Consider the following 19876-nt stretch of genomic DNA (forward strand, 5'->3'; position numbering starts at 1 on the left):
GGTATGTAAGCATGCAGAAATATTTAATTTTACTGGCAGGCTGTCCATGTACGGGAAAAACCTATCTAGTTAATCAATTGCAACAGCAATTTAAAGATAGCTTTGTTATCACACCCGATGAAGCCAAAATTTTATATGCTGAGTCTATTGGCTTTAATTGTAAAGCTGAAAAGGAAGCGTTAGAACACAAAGTTTGGCAATTTTATTACGGTGTTTTACAACTCTATATGGATGCAGGTAAAAGGGTGATTATTTCTGAATACCCATTTAGTGATAAGCAAAAAAGGCAACTGAGTGAATTTGCTGAGCAATATCACTATCAAGTGATAACCATTCGCTTAGTTGCTGATTTTGATGTGATATGGCAACGTCGTTATCAGCGTGATCGTTCACCTGAGCGCCATTTATGTCATATTATGCAACACTATCATTATGGCGATACGTTAGAAAATCGAAATCTTGCTGATGATTTAATCACTAAGGATCAATTCTATCAAGTTTGCCAAATGCGGCAGTATGATCAATTTGTTTTAGGTAACTTGATTCAAGTTGATGTCACTGACTTTACTAAAGTAGATTACTCAAGATTATTGAATGAGTTGAAGCAAATAGTTAAGCTATAAATAGTGCCATTATCAAAATGAAAATGCCGACCAATTTTAGTCGGCATTGTTATTTTAAGTACTAGCTTTTTATTAGGTCAACATCGATCCCTAGTCCTTTGGCAATTCCAGAACCATAATCAGGATGCACTTTGTAGAAGTGTGTGAGCTGCCTAATTTGAATGTCTCGATTTACGTTTTTTATAGATCCAACGATATTATCAATAAGCAGTTGTTTTTGATCGGGATTCATTAAATTAAATAATGCACGTGGCTGTGAGTAATAATCGCCATCCACACGATGATCATGCCTATCCATTGTCCCAGCCGGTACATACATTGGTGGTTCGGCATATTGTGGTTGCTGTTTTGGTGCACTATCGACGCTATTCGGTTCATAGTTAGGGGCATTATCTGGGCTATAAAAACGCATTGCACCATCGCGTTGATAATTGTGTACTGGGCATTTTGGGGCATTGATTGGTAATTGTTGATAATTAGTTCCAATACGATAGCGGTGAGCATCGGCATAAGCAAAGATTCGACCTTGAAGCATTTTATCTGGTGATAAACCTGTTCCAGGCACTACATTGCTTGGTTCAAAAGCCGCTTGTTCAACTTCTGCAAAATAGTTTTCAGGATTACGATTGAGTTCCATCACGCCGACTTCAATTAATGGATACTGTTTTTGTGACCACACTTTTGTGACATCAAACGGATTTTCAGGATGATTATTGGCTTGCTCTTCGGTCATGACTTGTATGTAAAGACGCCATTTTGGGTAGTCGCCACGTTCAATGGCTTTAAATAAATCCTCTTGTGCCGAATCTGGATTGGCTCCATCCATCTCTGCCGCTTTTTTGGGATGAATATTTTTGATACCTTGTTCGGTTCTAAAATGCCATTTTACCCAAGTACGAACGCCATCTTTATTTATTAAGCTATAGGTATGGCTGCCATAGCCGTGCATATGTCGATAACCATCAGGAATACCACGGTCAGAAAATAGAATAGTGACTTGATGAAGTGATTCTGGTGATAAAGACCAAAAATCCCACATCATTTGTGGATCTTTTAAATTGGTTTTAGGGTCACGTTTTTGGGTATGAATAAAGTCAGGAAATTTGAGCGCATCACGAATAAAAAAGACAGGAGTATTGTTGCCTACAATATCCCAGTTACCTTGATCGGTATAAAACTTGACTGAAAACCCTCGGGGATCACGCGCTGTATCCGATGAGCCTCGTTCTCCACCAACAGTTGAAAACCTTGCAAAAACTGGGGTTTGTTTACCAACATTAGCAAATAGGCTAGCATGAGAATATTGGGTGATATCATTTGTTACCGTAAAGGTACCATGTGCGCCAGAGCCTTTGGCGTGTACTCGTCGTTCAGGAATATTTTCACGGTTAAAATGGGCAAGTTTTTCGATAAGTTGGAAATCGTCTAACAAAACTGGACCACGAGGACCTGCTGTTCGAGAGTTTTGGTTATCGGCTATTGGTGCGCCATTATTAGTGGTTAGTACTTTTTTATCTGACATTGCAACACTCCTTTATATGATATTAAAAAAGCTTTTAAAGATGGAAGACTCAATTGCTTTTGAATATTATGTACTAGGAACTTGAACGGTAGTGCATAGTAAAAAAGTTTTATATGATTATTTTTATACTTAGAAAAAAGTGTTTAATTTATTATCAATAAACTTAAGCATAAATAATTTCGGGCAGTCTGACGTCCCAAGGTTTGTTATCAATATGTTGTACCTTTTGGCAAGCAAAAGCAAGCCCAATAGGTAAGATTTTTTTTGATTGATAATTTGCTAGTAATCGGTCGTAAAATCCACCGCCCATCCCAATACGATAACCACGTTGATCAAAAGCAACTAGCGGAGTAAAAACGATATCAAGTTGGTTGTTAGGTAGTACGTTTAATACGTTTAATTCAGGTTCTAATATACCAAATTTATTTTTAATAAGTCGGGTTTGGCTAGTGTATTTTAAGAAGAGTAAATGTGTCGAGACAAAAGGGTGGATAATAGGTAAATAGACAGATTTATTTTGTTGCCATAAATATTCGATAATGGGTTTTGTTTCGACTTCGCCATCGAATGATAAAAATATAGCGATATTTTTTGCTGTGTTAATCGCTTGGTGACGGGCAATTTTTTGATGTATAGCTTGTTGCGCAATGTCACGTTCATTGGGAGATAATTGTCGTCTTTTTTGACGTATAATTTGCCTAATATTCATCAGTTTTCACTGTTGTAAGGTCGAAAGGAAGCTCCAAGATGTCGTTAGGGTCGTAACCCTTGAACCCACGGTTCAAGGTGAACATCGTGTTTTAATTTTTAGGTTTCCTTACAAGTAAGGCATACTCACCAATTAAAAATCACTCCGTTCTTAAGATAAGATTATCGGCTCAGGGGACTAACCCACATCGCGATCATCTCAGAGGTGGTTACATAATACAAAATTTACCAGATCATACAATACCATTTGTATTAAATTTACAATTCAAATAGTTAATTGTTGGTATTTAGGGCAGAATCAAGTAATTGTTGTAGCATTTTTAGCCGATCGCTAAATTCGTTACTTCGTTCTTTTTCTTTTGTCAGTTCGTAAGAAATATTTAGCGCCGCAGTCATAATAAGTTGATCACTGCCAACCTGAGGGGACTTTTCTCGTAAATTTGTTAAGCGTGTATCTAAATCTTTTGCTGCACGATTAAGTGCGTCGACTTCATCAACAGGACAATTGAACTTTAATGTTCGTCCAAAAATTTGAATAGTGACAGCTTGAGTTTCCATGTTTAACCTATTGATTCATAAAATTATTAATTTTATCGATAATGTGTTTGTGATCTAATCCCAGATCTTGTCTTATTTCGCTTTGAGCACCTTGCGAAATAAACTTATCGGGAAGTCCAATGTTTAAAATATCACATTTTATTTTTTTCGATAATAAGTATTCACCGACGCCGCTACCTGCCCCGCCTTTGATACTGTTTTCTTCAATGGTGACAAGTATATTATGAGTTTGGCTAATGTGCAAAAGGACTTTTTTATCCAGTGGTTTAACAAAACGCATATCAATGACTGTAGCATTAATTTGCTCTGCAGCTTGTAAAACTTCTGGAAGCAAAGTGCCAAAATTAAGTAAAGCGATATTTTTGCCTTGTCGACATAATTTAGATTGACCTAGCGGAATTGCGGTTAATGGCATGAGTTGTGTGCCTGAGCCTTCCCCTCGAGGATAACGCACTGCTGCAGGCCCATTATGTAAATAGCCTGTGTACAGCATTTGCCGACATTCGTTTTCATCACTCGGTGTCATAATGACCATATTGGGTACACAGCGTAGATAACTTAAGTCAAATGCACCTTGGTGAGTTTCGCCGTCGGCGCCAACAATGCCAGCGCGATCGATGGCAAATAATACAGGTAGGTTTTGAATGGCAACATCATGAATGACTTGATCGTATGCGCGTTGCAAAAAAGTTGAGTAAATAGCTACAACAGGCTTTAAGTCACCAATTGCAAATCCAGCGGCTAGGGTAACGGCATGTTGTTCAGCTATTGCAACATCAAAAAATTGGTCAGGATAACGATTGGCAAATTTTGTCATACCTGAACCCTCGCTCATTGCAGGGGTTATTGCCATTAAACGTTTATCATTTTGCGCCATTTCGCATAGCCAATCGCCAAAAACTTGCGAATATGTTGGGGTTACTTTTTGGGCGATAGGTAATATGCCATCATTAGGGTTAAATTTTGGTACACCATGCCATAAAGTCGGATCTTTTTCAGCTGGCGCATAACCTTTGCCTTTTTGTGTAATCACATGGAGTAGCTGTGGTCCTTTTAGCTGGCGAACTTTCTGTAAAGTAGTGACTAGACCATTAACATCATGCCCGTCAACAGGACCTATATAATTAAAACCAAGCTCTTCAAACAAGATGGCTGGTGTGACTAATCCTTTTAAGTGTTCTTCAGTTTTTTTGACCAGTTCTTTTAATGGCGGAATATTTGCTAATACACGTTTGCCACTTTCCCGAAAAGAGGTATAGGCTCTACTTGATAGGATTTGAGTAAGATGTTGGTTAAGTGCGCCAGTATTTGCTGAAATCGACATATCATTGTCGTTGACAATTACTAGCATATCGGGCTTAATATGACCAGCGTGATTCATCGCTTCAAATGCCATACCAGCCGTTAATGCACCATCGCCAATGATGGCGGCTACTTTTTTACCTGATTGTTTTTTTTGTTCACTAATTGCAATTCCAAGCGCAGCACTAATTGAAGTCGAAGAATGCCCTGTTGTTAGTACATCATATTCGCTCTCATTACGATGAGGAAATGGATGAAGTCCCTCTTTTTTGCGAATAGTGAGCATTTGATCTCGACGACCAGTCAAAATTTTATGGGGATAGGCTTGATGACCAACATCCCAAATAATTTTATCAAAAGGTGTATGATAGACATAATGTAGTGCTGTGGTTAATTCAACCACGCCTAGCCCCGATGCTAAATGTCCACTCGATTGACTAACACATGCTAGCAAATATTGCCTAAGTTCACGGCAAATCGCCGATAACTGTGACTGAGGAAAACGTCTTAGGTCCTCGGGCGAGTTTATTTGTTTTAACAAAGGGTAATTATCTAAATTCATTATATAATGTTATCTTTTAGTTAGTTGTTAACTATTTCGATTAATAATAAAACCAGCAAGATCTTGCAATGGCTGACTATTATAGGGTATTTGTTTTAGACTATCGATAGCTTGCTGATAAAGTTGCTCAGTGAGTTTTATGGCGTTATCAAGCCCAACTAGTGCAGGGTATGTGCTCTTCTCATGGATAAGGTCTGATCCTTTAGGTTTACCCATAATCGATTGTTCGCCAATAATATCTAAAATATCATCTTGTATCTGAAATGCCAGACCAATTGCTTCGGCATATTGATCAAGCATTAGGCGATAAGGTTTTGTCATTTCACCATAAGCAAAAGCCCCCATTCGAACAGCCGCTTTGATTAAAGCACCTGTTTTATAGCAATGGATTTTTTGCAAATGTTCAAGGTCTATTTGCTGATGTGTAGCCTGTAAATCTAATGATTGGCCAAGGCACATGCCGGCAACGCCGCTGGCATGGGCAAGTTCGTTTATCATATTAATTTTAGTATTAGCATCAATTAGCTCGCTTTTTGCTAGCAATGAAAAAGCTAGAGTTTGCAAGGCATCACCAGCCAATATTGCTTGATCTTCACCAAATTGGATATGGCAGGTTGGTTTACCTCGACGTAAATCGTCATTATCCATGGCGGGTAGGTCGTCATGAATTAATGAATAAGTATGAATGCATTCAATTGCGGCGGCGGCTTCATCTAGTTTAGAAAGCGGGCAATTGAACATTTGGCCTGTTAAATAGACTAAAATAGGTCGAATCCGTTTGCCACCGGCCAGCAAGCTGTAACTCATTGCTTGTTGAAGTGTGGATGCCTCTATTTGTGAAATACAGGCAGTTAAAAACGAGTCTATTCGTTCTTGTAATGGTTTTAAACTATTCATTATCATCAACTAAGAATTCTGACAATTCAGTATCACTATTTTCAGACAATAAAATCTGAATACGTTGTTCGGCTTGTTGTAATTGTTTTTGTCCTGTTTTTGCTAATTTAATTCCTTTTTCAAACTCATTTAGTGCTTCATCTAATGGTAAATCACCATTTTCTAATTGAGCTACGATGGTTTCGAGTTGCTTTAGTGTTTCTTCGAAACTCGGTTCTTTGTCTTGTTTTTTTGCCATCTTCAATTCCTCTTTACGTTTGATGAGTATACACTTATTTCAAATAATCGTGAATCACGGCGTTTGCTTATTTATAACCTAACAATCGATGTTAATGCGTATTAACCTTTGATTTAACGATAAGCTAATTTGTTGATTCACGTTCATCTTCGTTATTTGATTCGTCCATTGATAGTAAGGTGATGTCTGGATTAATCGGTTTTTTTACTTCGATACCCATTTCACGGAATCGTTCAATTTGCCCAATTACGTTTCCACGACCTTTTGATAATTTGTTCATGGAATTTTGATAAGTCTGTTGTGCTTTGTCTAAACAACTGCCTAGGTTTTCCATATCTTCAACAAAGCCGCGCATTTTGTCGTACAGTTTACTTGCTCTATCAGCAATCAGCTCTGCATTACGATTCTGATATTCAAATCGCCATAAATTATGAATAGTTCGTAACGCCACTAACAATGTGGTTGGGCTGACTATCATAATATTATTTTTTAAAGCATCATTGATTAATGCAGGATCATTATCAATCGCACTTAAAAATGCTGGCTCGACAGGGATAAACATCAAAATATAATCTAATGAATTAATGCCAATGAGTTTATGATAATCTTTTTGGCTCAGTTGCTTTAAGTGGTTACGAACAGCTGCTAAATGTTCGGTCATCGCTTTCGCTTTAATTGTTTCGTCATCACTATTAAAATGACGCTCATAGGCAACTAATGTTACTTTTGAATCAATAACCACGTCTCCGCCTTGCGGTAAGTGAACAATAACATCGGGTTGTAATCGTTGATTACTGTCGTTAGTTAAATTGACTTGAGTTTCATATTCATAACCTGAACGTAATCCTGAATTATCCAGAATTTGGCTTAGGATAAATTCGCCCCAGTTCCCTTGGGTTTTGTTATTGCCCTTTAGCGCATTGGTTAAGTTGGTTGCTTCTTTGCTCATTTGCTGATTTAGTTGTTGCAAGCTACGAATTTCATGCGTGAGTGTATGGCGTTCTTTAGCCTCTTGACCAAAACTATCTTGTACTTGTTTTTTGAAACCTTCTAGCTGTTCTTTGAGCGGCGAAAGTAAAAAATCAAGACTTTGTTTATTTTGTTGCTCAATCTTTTTGCCACTCTGTTCAAAAATACGATTGGCCAGGTTTTCAAATTGAGTCGTGAGCCGCTGTTCACTTTGTTCTAATATCGTTTGTCGTTCTTGGGTGGCACTTAATGTTTCTTCTAAACGCGTTTTGAGTTCACTAATTTTGACATTTTGCGCTAGATTTTGTTGTCGATACTGATCTAATTCATGCTCCAGCTGTCTTACTTGAATTATTAAGGATTGATTTTCTTCCTTTTTTTGGATTAGTTGCAGATCAAATAGTTGATGTAAATTGTTAATTGTTAGTTGAGATTTTATCGTTAACACCAATAAAATTAAGGCGGCAATACCAATAATAATCGCAATCCATTCGGCTAATCCTAAATTATTGAACATAATTAAGCCCTTTCAAAAGTAAATGACATCACTTCATCTAAACTTTTGCACTCTAGTGCAAGCATAATTAAACGATCTAATCCTACCGCAACACCCGCACAGTCAGGTAGGCCTGCTTCCATGGCAGCGAGTAACTCAATGTCAATATTTTGTATTGGTAGGTTTTGATTTGCTCGATCTAAATTATTTTGTTCAAAACGCATTCGTTGTTCTTGAGCATTGGTGAGTTCTTTAAAACCATTAGCAAGTTCAACACCTTTGTAATAGAACTCAAAACGGCTCGCTACTCGGTGATCCTCTGAACTAATGGCAGCTAATGCGGCTTGTGATGCTGGAAAGTTGAATACTGCAATAGGTTTATCTTGCCCAATATGCGGTTCAACACCAAAAGTGAACAAGCATTGGAGTAATCCATCTTTATCATAATTGTCTGTGTTAAGCCCAATATCAAGTTGATTTGCGGCATTAACTAAGGTTGCGTGATCAGCTTCTAAAGGGTCAATATTAAGATGACGTTGAAATACCTTTTGATAAGAGATACGTTCAGCCGGTTCACAATCTAAAACAGTTTGCAGTAAGTCATCGACTTCATTGATCATTTGCATCATATCAAATTGGATGCGATACCATTCGAGCATGGTGAATTCAGGGTTATGATAACGACTAACTTCTTCATGATTACGAAAACATTTACATAATTGATAAATAGGACCACTGCCGGCAGCCAGTAAGCGTTTCATATGATATTCTGGGCTAGTAATTAATGACATTTGTTGCCCCTGTTGCCCTTCAAGCTCCCCTGGTTTTAAAAATTTAGTGTGAAAAGAGCTTAAATGCACGTCTGTTACTGCATATTGGCTTAAGATAGGTGTTTCGACCTCTAAAATACAGCGGTCGGCAAAAAATTGACGTACTTGAGAAACAATTTTTGCGCGCTTAAGTAGATTATTGATAGATGCAGAAGGTTGCCAAGTCATAAAAAATATCCATGGAATTTGATTATTTACTAAAAAACAAAAATAGGGCTAAAGCCCTATTTTTTATTGCTGGCGTTCATTTTGCCATAAAGTGAATAGATTGTCGTATTTTTCTTGCTGTTGCCATATATGATGATGTAATGCGGAAAGAATAATAGGATCTTCTAAAATCGCTAACTGTTTTTCTTTACTGATTTTTTCTAAATCTATGTGTTGATACTGAGCAATAAGTTCATCACGTTTTTGTTGGTTTTTATTATTCACTTGATGTCGTGACGTTGATAAAGCGCAAGCTAGCGCATTATAGATAGGATCGACCAACGCCATAACAAAGCCATTTTTAATAAATGCCGCTTCAGTTTTAACTAAATATTCACCTGTAAGTGTGATTGCTTTTGCAGGGTGGGTTTCTTCTGGTGTTAAAAATAACCCTGCTTTTTTTGCTTTCATACCAATGCTTGAAAGTCCTGATATTCGAATGACTAAAGGCGAGATGGTTAAAGGTATCAAGATGGCAATATACCAATAAGTAAATTGTGGATTTAACCAGATAATTATCCATAGCCACACAATACCTAATAGCGATAGTGGCCAACAAAAATAAAATGATTCACCCCATGTTAACGCATCATCACTTCGGGAAGGTGATTTCCATTGAATTTTGCTACCCATCCATGCTCTAAGTACAAATTTACTATGAAAGATCATGCGTATTGGCGCTAAGATCATTGACCAAATCATTTCAATAAAGATTGATAGGGTTAATTTAAATATACCGCCAACATCTTTTGCCCCTGTTCTGGCTATAATAATGCCATAGCTAAAAAACTTAGGAGCAAACAGTAAAACCATCGTGGTTGAGAGTAGCTGTATGGCCAATTGCTCATCCCACCTTGGCCAAGTTGGATAAAATTGGTTAGGTTGGAAGAAGTATTGGGGTTCAGAAATATTAAACACCAATAATAATAGTGTTGAAAATATTAAAAACACTAGCCACAATAATGAAGAGATATAAGCCATACCACTAGTTGCAAACATGACGCGGTGTGTTAATTTAATACCGCTTTTGAAAATCAATCTTAGGTTAATTAAGTTGCCCATACACCAACGATTATCGCGTTTTAGATCTTCAATCATGTTACCGGGTAGCTCTTCATAACTGCCGTTCATATTATAAGCAATCCAAACACCATAGCCAGCACGACGCATAAGTGTTGCTTCGACTAGATCATGCGATAAGATATGAATTGGTCCTTTACGTTTTTGCAGAGGCGATAATATGCAATGTTCTATAAAAGGTTTTAAGCGAATCATGGCATTGTGTCCCCAATATTGGGCTTCGCTTAGTTGCCAAAAATGTGTGCCAGAACAGAAGATATCGCTGTAAATTTGGTTAGCAAATTGTTGAATACGTCCGTAAAGCGTAGTCATTCTGACTGATTTTGGTGGGGATTGCAAAATGCCTGCTTTAGGGGTCATTTCCATCATGGCAATCATTTTTAAGATACAATCACCGGTCATAATACTGTCAGCATCAAGGATCATCATGTATTCGTATTGATGACCCCAGCGGCGGCAAAAATCATCAATATTACCGCTTTTACGTTTTACTCGACGTTTGCGGTGACGATAAAAAATATTACAACCATTGTTTGGTTTTGCTGCATTAAATTCTGCCCATGCTTTAAGTTCATTCACATAAAGATCGGGATCATTGGTATCACTTAAAATATAAAAATCACAGCAAGCGGCGTGACCTGTTTCAACGAGGGACTGATAAGTTGCCTGTAATCCTGCAAATACCCGAGCAACATCTTCATTACAAATTGGCATAACTAATGCTGTTCGATGTTTACCATCAATATGCGATGCAGGGTCATTAGGAATAGGGATAGTGTAACGATCTTTCCTCATTACAGCCAATATTAATCCCATAATGCTGGTCCAAAAACCAATCGAAATCCAGAAAAACAAAATAGCAAATAAGGCAATAATCGCACCTTGGATAATATAAGGGATTATGCTGTAAATGGCTAATTCAGGATTGATATCCCAATTTGCCATAAAATTGATTTTTTGCCAACTTTGATAAGGTAATAAAGACGCAAGATAAGTGGTTCCATAATATGTTTGTATCGTTATAAGTGCAAACATAATAAAGCGGCGAATGATGGCAAGAATATTTATGCCATGTTTTGATTTAGCTGTATAACGTTGATTCCAGATTTGTGGTTGAATCGAAACACGATCAACTTCAGGATAACTTGGCTGTTGCCTTCGGTCATCTATAAAAGAGGAAGTATCGCCAACTTGATTTAAACGATATTTTAAAAAATCGACATCGTCAGGCGGTATTGCATTGTTTTCAGCTTTTTGACGCCAAACTTCGGCGCCAGAAAGATTTGCAAAGTAATCTTTTTTCATATATTTGTCATATTATTATAATGATTATTGTGCGGGATATTGCCCACTCCACGTTTCAGAAATGACTTTATTGGTTGCTTGAGAAGCTAATTGTACGCGTATGTCACTCGCTTTTTTGTTATCTTCAATGTTAAACCGAACAATAACTCGCCAGCCTTTAATTTCTGAATTGTATTGCACGTCAGAACTTAAGATAGTGCCATTGCTCATGCTTGAAATCACTTTGACTGGTGCTGTTTCTGATAATTCAGGACCAGCAAAGTCGATGACATATGCATTAGAACCATCAAGTTTACGAATTAAATTAGCTTGTTTTATATCGCCTAGCGATAAACGAGAGCTCACTGCTCTTGCTACATCATTAGGATAGCGCTGTTTTTCATTTAATGAATAATGTAATCGATATTTAATATCAAGCACATCACCAGCTTTATATTGTTTTTCAGGTACCCAAAAAGTAACAATGTTGTCGTTAGTCTCATCAGCAGTTGGGATTTCGACTAATTCAACGCGTCCTTTGTGCCAATCACCTAAAATTTCAGTCCAAACGCTTGGCCGTTTTTCGTAGTGATCATCAAGATCTTGATAATCTTCAAAACCATTATCGCGTTGAATTAAACCGAAAGCTTTCGGGTTTTCTAAACTATATGATGAAAACGATAAACGTTTAGGATTATTTAATGGACGCCAGATCCATTCATTATTGTTGGCTAAAACAGATAGTCCGTTAGAATCATGCATTGCTGGACGATAGTTTAACAAAGGCGATGGTTGGTTTGGGCCAAATAAAAACATACTGGTTAATGGTGCAATACCCAATTTTTTTACTGAATCGCGGAAGAAGACTTTCGCTTGCACTGTGACTGTGGTATCAACACTTGGCACAAGTGTTATTTTATAGGCACCTGCCACACTTGGTGAGTCAAGTAGCGCATAGATAACTAAATGTTTTTGGTTGGCTTCTGGTCTTTCAATCCAATACTCTTTAAAACGAGGAAACTCTTCACCTGACATTTCGCCAGTATCAATGGCAAGACCTCTGGCGGAAAGTCCATAGTGCTGTTCTTTACCTACTGCACGAAAATAACTGCCTCCTAGAGCTGAGAATATTTCATCGTCAGTTTTTGTTGGGTTATTAATTGGATAATGAACTTTAAAACCAGCAAAACCAAGGTCTTTACTATTAATCTTATCAAGGTTGAGTGGGCTTAAATCAAAATAACTTGGATCATATTTTATTTCGCTAACTTGATTATTGACGATTTCATTGATTTTGATAGGAACATCAAAGTACATGCCTTCGTGATAAAACTCAAGTTTGAAACGGCTTTTTTGATCACCCCAATAGGCTTTTTGATGATTAAATAGAATTTTCTGATAATCAGCAAATTGTAAAGAGGCCAACTCATTAGGAATGTTTTTAGATGGCTGAACATAAGCTTTTTTGGATAATTTTTCGGCTTTTGCAACCACATCGTCAAAAGAAAAAGCCCATGAAGAAAAACTAATGCAAGAAACGCAAGCCACACTAAGCACCTTGCAAATTAGTATTTTATTAAACGAATTATTGGGTAATAAATTGTACATAAAGACTCGCATTATTATCTAAAAATATTAAAGTAATTGATAATATTATCTTTTGGATTATTCAAACACTTTTCAACATAATCTACTTTTATTTCTTGAAGAATACTCGGATTTTCTTCGATCAGGAATTGAGAATAGTTATCTTTGGAAATTTTTGTTTGTAAAGATAATATATCTTGCGCAGACATTTTAAATTTTGGTTGAAAATATTGGTTTATTTTAGCCGTATCTTTTGTATAAATTGCTGCAATAAAATCTGCCGATGATTGACAATAGTTTTTAATATTGGATTCAGTTGCACTGATTTTACTTAATTCAATATTAAGTTGCGCTTGCTTTTCTTCAATCACTTTTTTGAGTTCCATATTATAATTTAATTTATAATACTCGTTCAAATAAAAACTCAATACACAAGATGATTGGTTATTATCACTTTCACAATTTAAAATGCCGTGTTTGGTAATATAGTTATCAAAGTTTTTACTACCAATAAATTGAAGCAATTGATTTTTAGCTGCAACAACGTAAGGGTTGTTTGCTTCAGTTTGTTCTTTTAATAAAGATACCTGTTCTGCCTGCGGAATCGCTTCTTTACTTTTCGTTGCTGAAATTTTTTTAGTACAACTTGCGACAAGAATAGAAACAATGGCGCATATAAGGATATTACTTATTTTCATTTATCAAATTCCATGGACATATTCTTGAGTGTATGTAATTTTAAAGTGAATAACTGTACCGCTAATTTAATCGCGTTATTAGTAATAATGGATTATTGTTGTAGCTCAAAATTATATACTCTTATTGTTTTAAAAACACTAGCAGATTAAATTAAATTTATAAAAAAAAGCACATTATCATATGGTTTCTTTTTCTAGTGTTTACATATTTTTTTATTATCTACTGTAAATTCAGATCCATGAGCAACAGAAGGTTTAAATTTTCCTTTTGCTTTTAAAAAAGCGATGAGTTGTTCCGCACTCATGTCAGATTGAGAGCAAGTATGAAACTTTGCATCGGCACCAAACTTGTCGTTGATAGCGTTAAGTAAGGAAGTTTCTGTGTAATTGTTTCCATCCATCATATGCAATACTTCATGTCCATGAATTGACATTATGGGCCTCCCAAACTGTTGTTGATTTAAAACTCAATATTTGTCATTTTGAGCAGTGAAAGATATCAGATATTTTTAATAAAAAAAAGGGGGGGAAAGATTAAAAAAATATTGTTAATTTTTGTTTGACTTGCCCCTTATTTACAATGGGGCAAGTAGAGACTATGTAAGTAATAAATTCAGGCCAAAATAGTCTTGTTTCATTCCGTATTTTTATCGGCAAATTTGGCAATGATTGATTTATTTTCGATTTTGATTTGGTGAATAACAACGGAAATTATATCTGCAAGTTTATAGCGGCTTTCACCTTTAATTTTGATAATGCCTTCTTCTGGGAAGGGAGTGATTTCCTCTTTGATAGAATGAATCATTGACAGTGGTACAAAAGCAAAAGCACCTATATCACATAAACGGACTCGTGCTCCTCCACGATTAATATCAATAATTTCAGCGGAGTAAGTTTCATCGATTTTATCTGATAAGTATTGAGCATAAAGATTTTCAGCCATATCGCGTTCAGCAAAGCGTAACATCTTACGCCTTTCATTCATGCTTTTTAGTTGTTCTTTATCTGGCGAGATTAACTCTTGTGAACGGATATACGCTTTGATTAATCGGTGGTTGACCATATCGCCATATTTGCGTATTGGTGATGTCCATGTTGCATAGGCTTCAAATCCTAAACCAAAATGTGGTTGTGGTTCAGTCGAAAAATCTGCAGGGCTTTGGAACTTGCGAAGTTTGGCGGCTAGAAATGGTTCATTGTCGATCATTCGTCGCAATTTTACATAACCATCAAAAGATAATAGTAATTCTTTATCAAACTCAGTTATTCCATTATCGTTTAAAAATTTTATGGCTTGTTCGATATATTTATTATCAAAACCTGAATGAATATTAAAAATGCCAAAACCAATTTTAGTTTGTAATTGTAAAGTTAAAGCGAGATTAGCGATAACCATAACCTCTTCTACGATATGATTGGCAATTCGACGAGTCTCTTTAATTATGGATTTAACTTTGCGGTTCTCATCCAGTTCAAAACGATAATCACCATTATCTTTAAAAACCAATGCATGGGTTTGTCGCCATGTGATGCGGATTTTAGCTAAGTCCGCTAACCAAATAAGTTGTTGTTTAATTGTAGAGTCATTTGTTGCTAATTCGCTATTATTTTCTAAAAAATCAGACACATTATTGTAAGATAGCTTTGCTTTTGATTCGATCCAAGCAGGCATAAAGGTCGTATCATCAGCAATAATATTGCCGGCGTTGTCTATGCGCATTTTACATATCATTGCAGGGCGTTTTTCATTGGCCTTTAATGAGCATAGTTCATTGGCAAGCGCTTTGGGTAGCATTGGAATATTAAAATCAGGTAAATAAGTAGTGAAATTCCTAGCTTTGGCAATATTATCAAATTCGCTATCTTGTAATATATAAGCCGTAGGGTCAGCAATAGCAACCATTAATTGATAATAGCCGTGTTCATCTTTAGAAACCGCAATGGCATCGTCCATATCTTCAGTATTTTCACTATCGATTGTAAAAAAGTGAACATCGGTTAAATCTTGACGGTTATCAAGTTCTGCATCGATAATGGTTAATGCTTCGGCTTGTGGAGCATGGGTTTCTAAATCATAGCGTGCTAAGGTTTTTAACCAAAGTTGATAGGGTGAATTACCGTCAGCAACAAAACGAGTCACTTCGGCAAAGAAATGTTTACTTTCTTTTTGTAAAGGGTGAGAAACTAGCGTTGCAACAACCCAATCACCTTCCTTTAGTTTTTCACTAACTTGTTCGTTTATTTTGCAACGAACAGCAAAATGAGTGGGCATGTTTTCAAGGTAAATAACCATTGCATGATCTTGAAAGCCTATTTTGCCAATGAATTTTTGTAATGCACCTTCGATTAATAATTCGGGATCAAAAGATTCTTTATCGTTATTCGTGATGATTGACCCAGAGACTTTATCGCCATGACAAACTGTTTTCATTTTAGCAACAGGGATGAAATAACTTTTCTTATTATCGGTATCTAAAAAACCAAATCCTTTTTCATGAGCTCGAACAATGCCTTCAACGCGAGGGGTTTGTTCATGAAGTTCTTGTTTTAATTGTGCAAGTAATGGGTTATTTTGAAACATATGGCTTAACACTTTTTAAAAAATTAGTGCTAAATTCTATCATAGTTATACAAATTATGGTTATCGAATTAATCGGTGATGACATTGAAAATAGACGTATAATAGTGCCACTTAAAATAATGGGGCTAATTAGAGTATGAAATTAAACTATAAATTGCAGGGCGATGGACAGCCGATTGTGTTTTTACATGGTGTATTTGGCAGTTTAGATAATTTAAATATGTTAGCAAAGGATTTTGTACAACATCATCAAACAGTGCAGGTTGATTTGCGTAACCATGGACATTCGCCGTGGTCTGATAAGATGGACTATCAGGCTATGGCTGAAGATGTGGCTGAACTTTGTTATGATTTACAATTAAAAAAGCTGATCTTAATTGGCCACTCAATGGGAGGAAAGGTTGCTTTGCAATTGTCACAAGTGATCCCAGATTTGATCGAAAACACAGTGGTAATTGATATTGCTCCCATAAAATATCAGCGCTCAGCCAATGTTATCATTCTAAGAGTATTAACTTATTGCCTTGCAAACCAGATTACCGACAAAAAACAGATCATGGATTTAATGCGACAAGAAGGCATTAATGATGCAATTATTCTTTTTTTATTAAAATCGTTTAAAAATGAACATTGGTTATTTAATATTCAGGCTATTAACGAACAGTATGGTCATATTTGCGATTGGCAAACGATTTCACCTTGGTTAAAACCGACGTTATTTATACGCGGTGGCAATTCACCTTATATTACCGATCAGGCTTATACCGCTATCTTTGAGCAGTTTCCTAATGCAAAAATCGAAGTGGTTGAAGGGGCTGGGCATAATATTCATTTTGAAAAAACTCAGCAAGTTTTACAACTTTTGCATGACTGGTTAGGTGACTAATTGATATTTAATTCTTAAATATCAATGTGTATCACAAAAAAAACGCTGCTGCTTGGTGACCTGCTTGTTGGGTGCTCTAACTGTTATTTCCATCATTTTGCACCGAGCATTATATCGTTTACTGGTGATCGTATAACGCCAACCAGAAGGAATAATGAGATTGGTAGTATAGGGGTAGTTATCAAGTAGCTGAAAAGCAATTTTATTGGCGCGCAAATAGTTTGCAAAGTAGCGATGTTTATTGAGTAATGCTTGTTGATAGTTAATAAATCCTAGCATAATAATTGAGAATAGAAGTATTGCTATCATAACCTCAATCAAACTAAAGCCTGCTATATTTTTATTATTCACAATAAATAGCCCTTTTTTCTGGGCAATAATCGAGCCAATGGCCTTTTTCGACAATTAATCGATTATTATCAAAATGCGCAAGTGTATATAAATAAAAGTCTTCATCTTTGGCTTCGCCGCGGACTAATACATATTTATCAACTTTTAATAAAGACTTTTTTATGCATGCTTTTAGTTGATAAGTCGGTTCGGTTAAACAATGCCAATGGGCTTTTGGTGCTGGCCAATTTTGGGTTATTCCCCAAGTTAAAGACGAATTAGCTTGATTAAATTGCTGATAGTATCGGCTTTCCATTATGATGGCTTTTTGCCACGAGCAAATAAGCAGATTGAAGCCAATTAGTAGCACCAATCCCACAACCATGAAAATAATCACCATCATAATTGTGCTAAATCCGGACTGTGCTGGGAGCGGGTTAAAATCGGTTTTCATTTTTGATGATTTCAGTTGTGTGATATTGAATTTGTTTGTTTTTCCTCAATTCAGCCGTAATTGATAATCTAATCGCATCAGGTAGCTGTTTTATTGCGAAGTAGGTGACTTTGATTTCGTTTGAATCAAATAAGTTCTCCCACTTGTTTCCAAAACAATTTAATGACCCTGTTCTATAGGCTATATTGTTTTCTTTATAACGGTAGGTAAAAACATCTGACTTCATGGGAGTCTCTATGTTCCAAACCCAAGAATTGCGGATTTCACTGTCATATCGAATAATAATACATTTTATCTTCTCATTAATTTCAATTGCTTTGGCGGTCATTTTTTTTGGATCGTTAGCAATAAAACCAGCTCGTTTTATATCTTTTTTCATGCCAGCTAATCCAAGGTCAATAGTCTGCTGTAAGCGTGTTTTTTGGTAATATTGCATGATACTTGTTTGCAATTGAATATAAAAAGATGTCATCCCCATAATGATAAGGCTAGATAAAATTACGCTAATAAGCATTTCAAATAAGGAAAACCCAGACGTTTTTAACATGGCGGTAAACCGGCTATATAAGTGTTTTCTGCACAGAAACGAATTCGCCCAAGCAATGACACAAGAACCTTGCTGGTGCCTATTTCATTTTGCAATTGAAAAGACATTGTTTGCGCTAAATTACGGCGACCTACAATCAAAGCGTTTTTATTGTTTGATAGTTCACTAATTTCAACAGAATTGTCTGGTTTCATAAAATAAAGCACGCCCTCACTGCATGAGGTGGGTTTTTCATCGTGAGTAATTGTGATGCACCAAGGTGATGTAAATTGATGGATAATATAATTTTCATTTTTGCTTGAAGCTTTTATTTGAACTTCGTAGATAAAATAAGCCAACTGTTTAGTTGTGGATGCTAACTCATTTCGAAGTTGTTGCTCTTTCCAATGTTGAATGCCAATAGCGGCTAAAATAGCGCTAATGCAGATAGTTATTAACAATTCTAGTAATGAAAATCCCAAATCTTGCATAATATTGTCTTGGTATATATCACAATGGTTGTAGAGTATATTTGAATAAAACAATTGATTATTTTTTGTTCTGGATTTGTGATACATTGCTCAAATAAATTGTGTTTTTTTCGTTAATACTTTTCTTTTTGTTTTGATGAAAGGTTTATTTAAAAATTACGCCAAAAAGTGGTCAGAAAAGGTATTGATTTTATTGAAGTTTTTATTTTGTTTTTTTAACCAAAAACCACCACCAAAACTATCCTCCCAAAACACACCATTAAAAGCTCAACCTTATCAACTTAGCAAAACTTTACAAATATTTAACAAAAAACTAGCGCATTATTAATCAATAGGTTATAATTTGAGCGCTTTCAAAACAAGGAAAAGCTCATTAGTTGAGCGGATAATTATAAAAATTAAAATAAAACAATAAATTACTTGACAGGATTATCGAAATGCGCTATCATGCATGGCATCTGGCATCTGGCATCTGGCCTGCCAAACCTACGCCCTAAATCTTTTTCAATTTCATCGTAGTCTAAATCAGACACTGTTCTTATTTTCATCACCGAAGTTATCAAGCTCATCGCGCTTGGTGAGGTTGAGGTGCTTATTTTTTCTATCTAAATTATCAAACTTACTTAGATTATTTAGATTATTTAGATTAACTAAATTATTGTTGTTCTTCGTGCCATTGTTTTTGTTGCCATATACACAGTGCTCTATGGCATTAACGGCGTCTACATCAAGGTATATTGAGGGTAGTGCGCCATATTTAACGTTTGACGGTGGTCAAACAAGGACAACTTCAACGGATAGTTTCTTGTTTATTAAGTTGCGGGATGGTACAAGGTACACACCGTCAACTAATCCATCAAGTGCTACAGATCCAATAAGATTACCTTATGCAGGAAGTACTTTGGGAGATATAGATATGGTAATCCCATCATCAGTGGATTCAGTGAGTTTAAGTGATTTAATCACTAGGTATAATTATTGGGGAGATGATGATGGAGATGGACAGGGTATAAATGGTGTTACTGCTACAGGGGATATATCGGTATC

At 36.1% G+C, this 19876-nt stretch carries 20 protein-coding genes and 1 other RNA gene; 3 read left to right on the forward strand and 18 right to left on the reverse strand.

Annotated features, from left to right (window positions below; genetic code table 11):
* Positions 1 to 11 precede the first annotated feature (11 nt).
* On the forward strand, positions 12 to 623 hold the full coding sequence (locus GQ598_RS08440; RefSeq protein ID WP_091346055.1) for an AAA family ATPase: 612 nt from the start codon (positions 12 to 14) through the stop codon (positions 621 to 623).
* Between the two features lie 61 nt (positions 624 to 684).
* On the opposite strand, the gene GQ598_RS08445 is transcribed toward GQ598_RS08440, so the two are convergent.
* The 14 genes from GQ598_RS08445 to GQ598_RS08510 all read right to left on the reverse strand — a co-directional run bounded on the left by GQ598_RS08445 (position 685) and on the right by GQ598_RS08510 (position 16142).
* Positions 685 to 2145: a catalase gene (locus tag GQ598_RS08445; RefSeq protein ID WP_160403643.1), complete on the reverse strand. Its 1461-nt coding sequence runs from the start codon at positions 2143 to 2145 to the stop codon at positions 685 to 687.
* Between the two features lie 163 nt (positions 2146 to 2308).
* Positions 2309 to 2854 (reverse strand): 5-formyltetrahydrofolate cyclo-ligase, encoded by a 546-nt coding sequence (locus tag GQ598_RS08450; protein ID WP_160403645.1) that lies wholly within the window; start codon positions 2852 to 2854, stop codon positions 2309 to 2311.
* A gap of 26 nt (positions 2855 to 2880) precedes the next feature.
* Positions 2881 to 3062: non-coding RNA, 6S RNA (ssrS, locus tag GQ598_RS08455), on the reverse strand.
* A 64-nt stretch (positions 3063 to 3126) separates the two neighbouring features.
* A complete protein-coding gene (zapA, locus tag GQ598_RS08460; RefSeq protein ID WP_160403647.1) occupies positions 3127 to 3411 on the reverse strand; it encodes a cell division protein ZapA in 285 nt (94 codons plus the stop codon).
* A gap of 7 nt (positions 3412 to 3418) precedes the next feature.
* The gene (gene dxs / locus GQ598_RS08465; RefSeq protein ID WP_160403649.1) at positions 3419 to 5275 is read right to left on the reverse strand and encodes a 1-deoxy-D-xylulose-5-phosphate synthase; all 1857 of its coding nucleotides are present in this window, start codon (positions 5273 to 5275) and stop codon (positions 3419 to 3421) included.
* 27 nt (positions 5276 to 5302) lie between these two features.
* Positions 5303 to 6178 carry a (2E,6E)-farnesyl diphosphate synthase gene (ispA, locus tag GQ598_RS08470; RefSeq protein WP_160403651.1) on the reverse strand — a complete coding sequence of 292 codons (876 nt, stop codon included), beginning with the start codon at positions 6176 to 6178 and terminating at the stop codon, positions 5303 to 5305.
* On the reverse strand, positions 6165 to 6410 hold the full coding sequence (gene xseB / locus GQ598_RS08475; RefSeq protein WP_160403653.1) for an exodeoxyribonuclease VII small subunit: 246 nt from the start codon (positions 6408 to 6410) through the stop codon (positions 6165 to 6167). Before xseB ends, ispA begins: the two co-directional genes overlap by 14 nt.
* A 124-nt stretch (positions 6411 to 6534) precedes the next feature.
* A complete protein-coding gene (gene rmuC / locus GQ598_RS08480; RefSeq protein WP_160403655.1) occupies positions 6535 to 7896 on the reverse strand; it encodes a DNA recombination protein RmuC in 1362 nt (453 codons plus the stop codon).
* A 2-nt stretch (positions 7897 to 7898) separates the two neighbouring features.
* Entirely contained in the window at positions 7899 to 8873 is a 975-nt protein-coding gene (epmA, locus tag GQ598_RS08485) for an elongation factor P--(R)-beta-lysine ligase (RefSeq protein ID WP_160403657.1), read from the reverse strand.
* A 63-nt stretch (positions 8874 to 8936) separates the two neighbouring features.
* Positions 8937 to 11297 carry a glucans biosynthesis glucosyltransferase MdoH gene (gene mdoH, locus GQ598_RS08490; RefSeq protein ID WP_160403659.1) on the reverse strand — a complete coding sequence of 787 codons (2361 nt, stop codon included), beginning with the start codon at positions 11295 to 11297 and terminating at the stop codon, positions 8937 to 8939.
* A 24-nt stretch (positions 11298 to 11321) separates the two neighbouring features.
* The gene (locus GQ598_RS08495; RefSeq protein WP_160403661.1) at positions 11322 to 12884 is read right to left on the reverse strand and encodes a glucan biosynthesis protein G; all 1563 of its coding nucleotides are present in this window, start codon (positions 12882 to 12884) and stop codon (positions 11322 to 11324) included.
* A 14-nt stretch (positions 12885 to 12898) separates the two neighbouring features.
* A complete protein-coding gene (locus GQ598_RS08500) occupies positions 12899 to 13561 on the reverse strand; it encodes a hypothetical protein (RefSeq protein WP_160403663.1) in 663 nt (220 codons plus the stop codon).
* 194 nt (positions 13562 to 13755) lie between these two features.
* Positions 13756 to 13995 carry a YecH family metal-binding protein gene (locus GQ598_RS08505; RefSeq protein WP_202112731.1) on the reverse strand — a complete coding sequence of 80 codons (240 nt, stop codon included), beginning with the start codon at positions 13993 to 13995 and terminating at the stop codon, positions 13756 to 13758.
* Between the two features lie 200 nt (positions 13996 to 14195).
* Positions 14196 to 16142, reverse strand: coding sequence for an exoribonuclease II (locus GQ598_RS08510; protein WP_160403665.1), 1947 nt, complete (start codon positions 16140 to 16142; stop codon positions 14196 to 14198).
* A gap of 136 nt (positions 16143 to 16278) precedes the next feature.
* Between GQ598_RS08510 and GQ598_RS08515 the strand changes: the two genes are divergently transcribed.
* Positions 16279 to 17028, forward strand: a complete 750-nt coding sequence (locus GQ598_RS08515) for an alpha/beta fold hydrolase (RefSeq protein WP_160403666.1) — start codon at positions 16279 to 16281, stop codon at positions 17026 to 17028.
* 21 nt (positions 17029 to 17049) lie between these two features.
* Here GQ598_RS08515 and GQ598_RS08520 read toward each other — a convergent pair whose 3' ends face one another.
* Genes GQ598_RS08520 through GQ598_RS08535 form a run of 4 tightly spaced genes read right to left on the reverse strand, consistent with a single transcriptional unit; the run spans position 17050 to position 18829 of the window.
* Positions 17050 to 17379 carry a prepilin-type N-terminal cleavage/methylation domain-containing protein gene (locus GQ598_RS08520; protein WP_160403668.1) on the reverse strand — a complete coding sequence of 110 codons (330 nt, stop codon included), beginning with the start codon at positions 17377 to 17379 and terminating at the stop codon, positions 17050 to 17052.
* Positions 17372 to 17761, reverse strand: a complete 390-nt coding sequence (locus GQ598_RS08525) for a DUF2509 family protein (RefSeq protein WP_160403670.1) — start codon at positions 17759 to 17761, stop codon at positions 17372 to 17374. Before GQ598_RS08525 ends, GQ598_RS08520 begins: the two co-directional genes overlap by 8 nt.
* Positions 17762 to 17795: 34 nt before the next feature.
* A complete protein-coding gene (locus tag GQ598_RS08530; protein WP_160403672.1) occupies positions 17796 to 18359 on the reverse strand; it encodes a prepilin peptidase-dependent protein in 564 nt (187 codons plus the stop codon).
* Positions 18353 to 18829: a prepilin-type N-terminal cleavage/methylation domain-containing protein gene (locus tag GQ598_RS08535; protein ID WP_160403673.1), complete on the reverse strand. Its 477-nt coding sequence runs from the start codon at positions 18827 to 18829 to the stop codon at positions 18353 to 18355. Before GQ598_RS08535 ends, GQ598_RS08530 begins: the two co-directional genes overlap by 7 nt.
* A gap of 451 nt (positions 18830 to 19280) precedes the next feature.
* On the opposite strand from GQ598_RS08535, the gene GQ598_RS08540 reads away from it, so the two are divergent.
* A partial coding sequence (locus GQ598_RS08540) for a hypothetical protein (RefSeq protein ID WP_160403675.1) occupies positions 19281 to 19876 on the forward strand: 596 nt, incomplete at its 3' end.

Origin of the sequence: Gilliamella sp. Pas-s95, from assembly GCF_009795795.1 — a bacterium.
Lineage (GTDB): Bacteria > Pseudomonadota > Gammaproteobacteria > Enterobacterales > Orbaceae > Gilliamella > Gilliamella bombicola.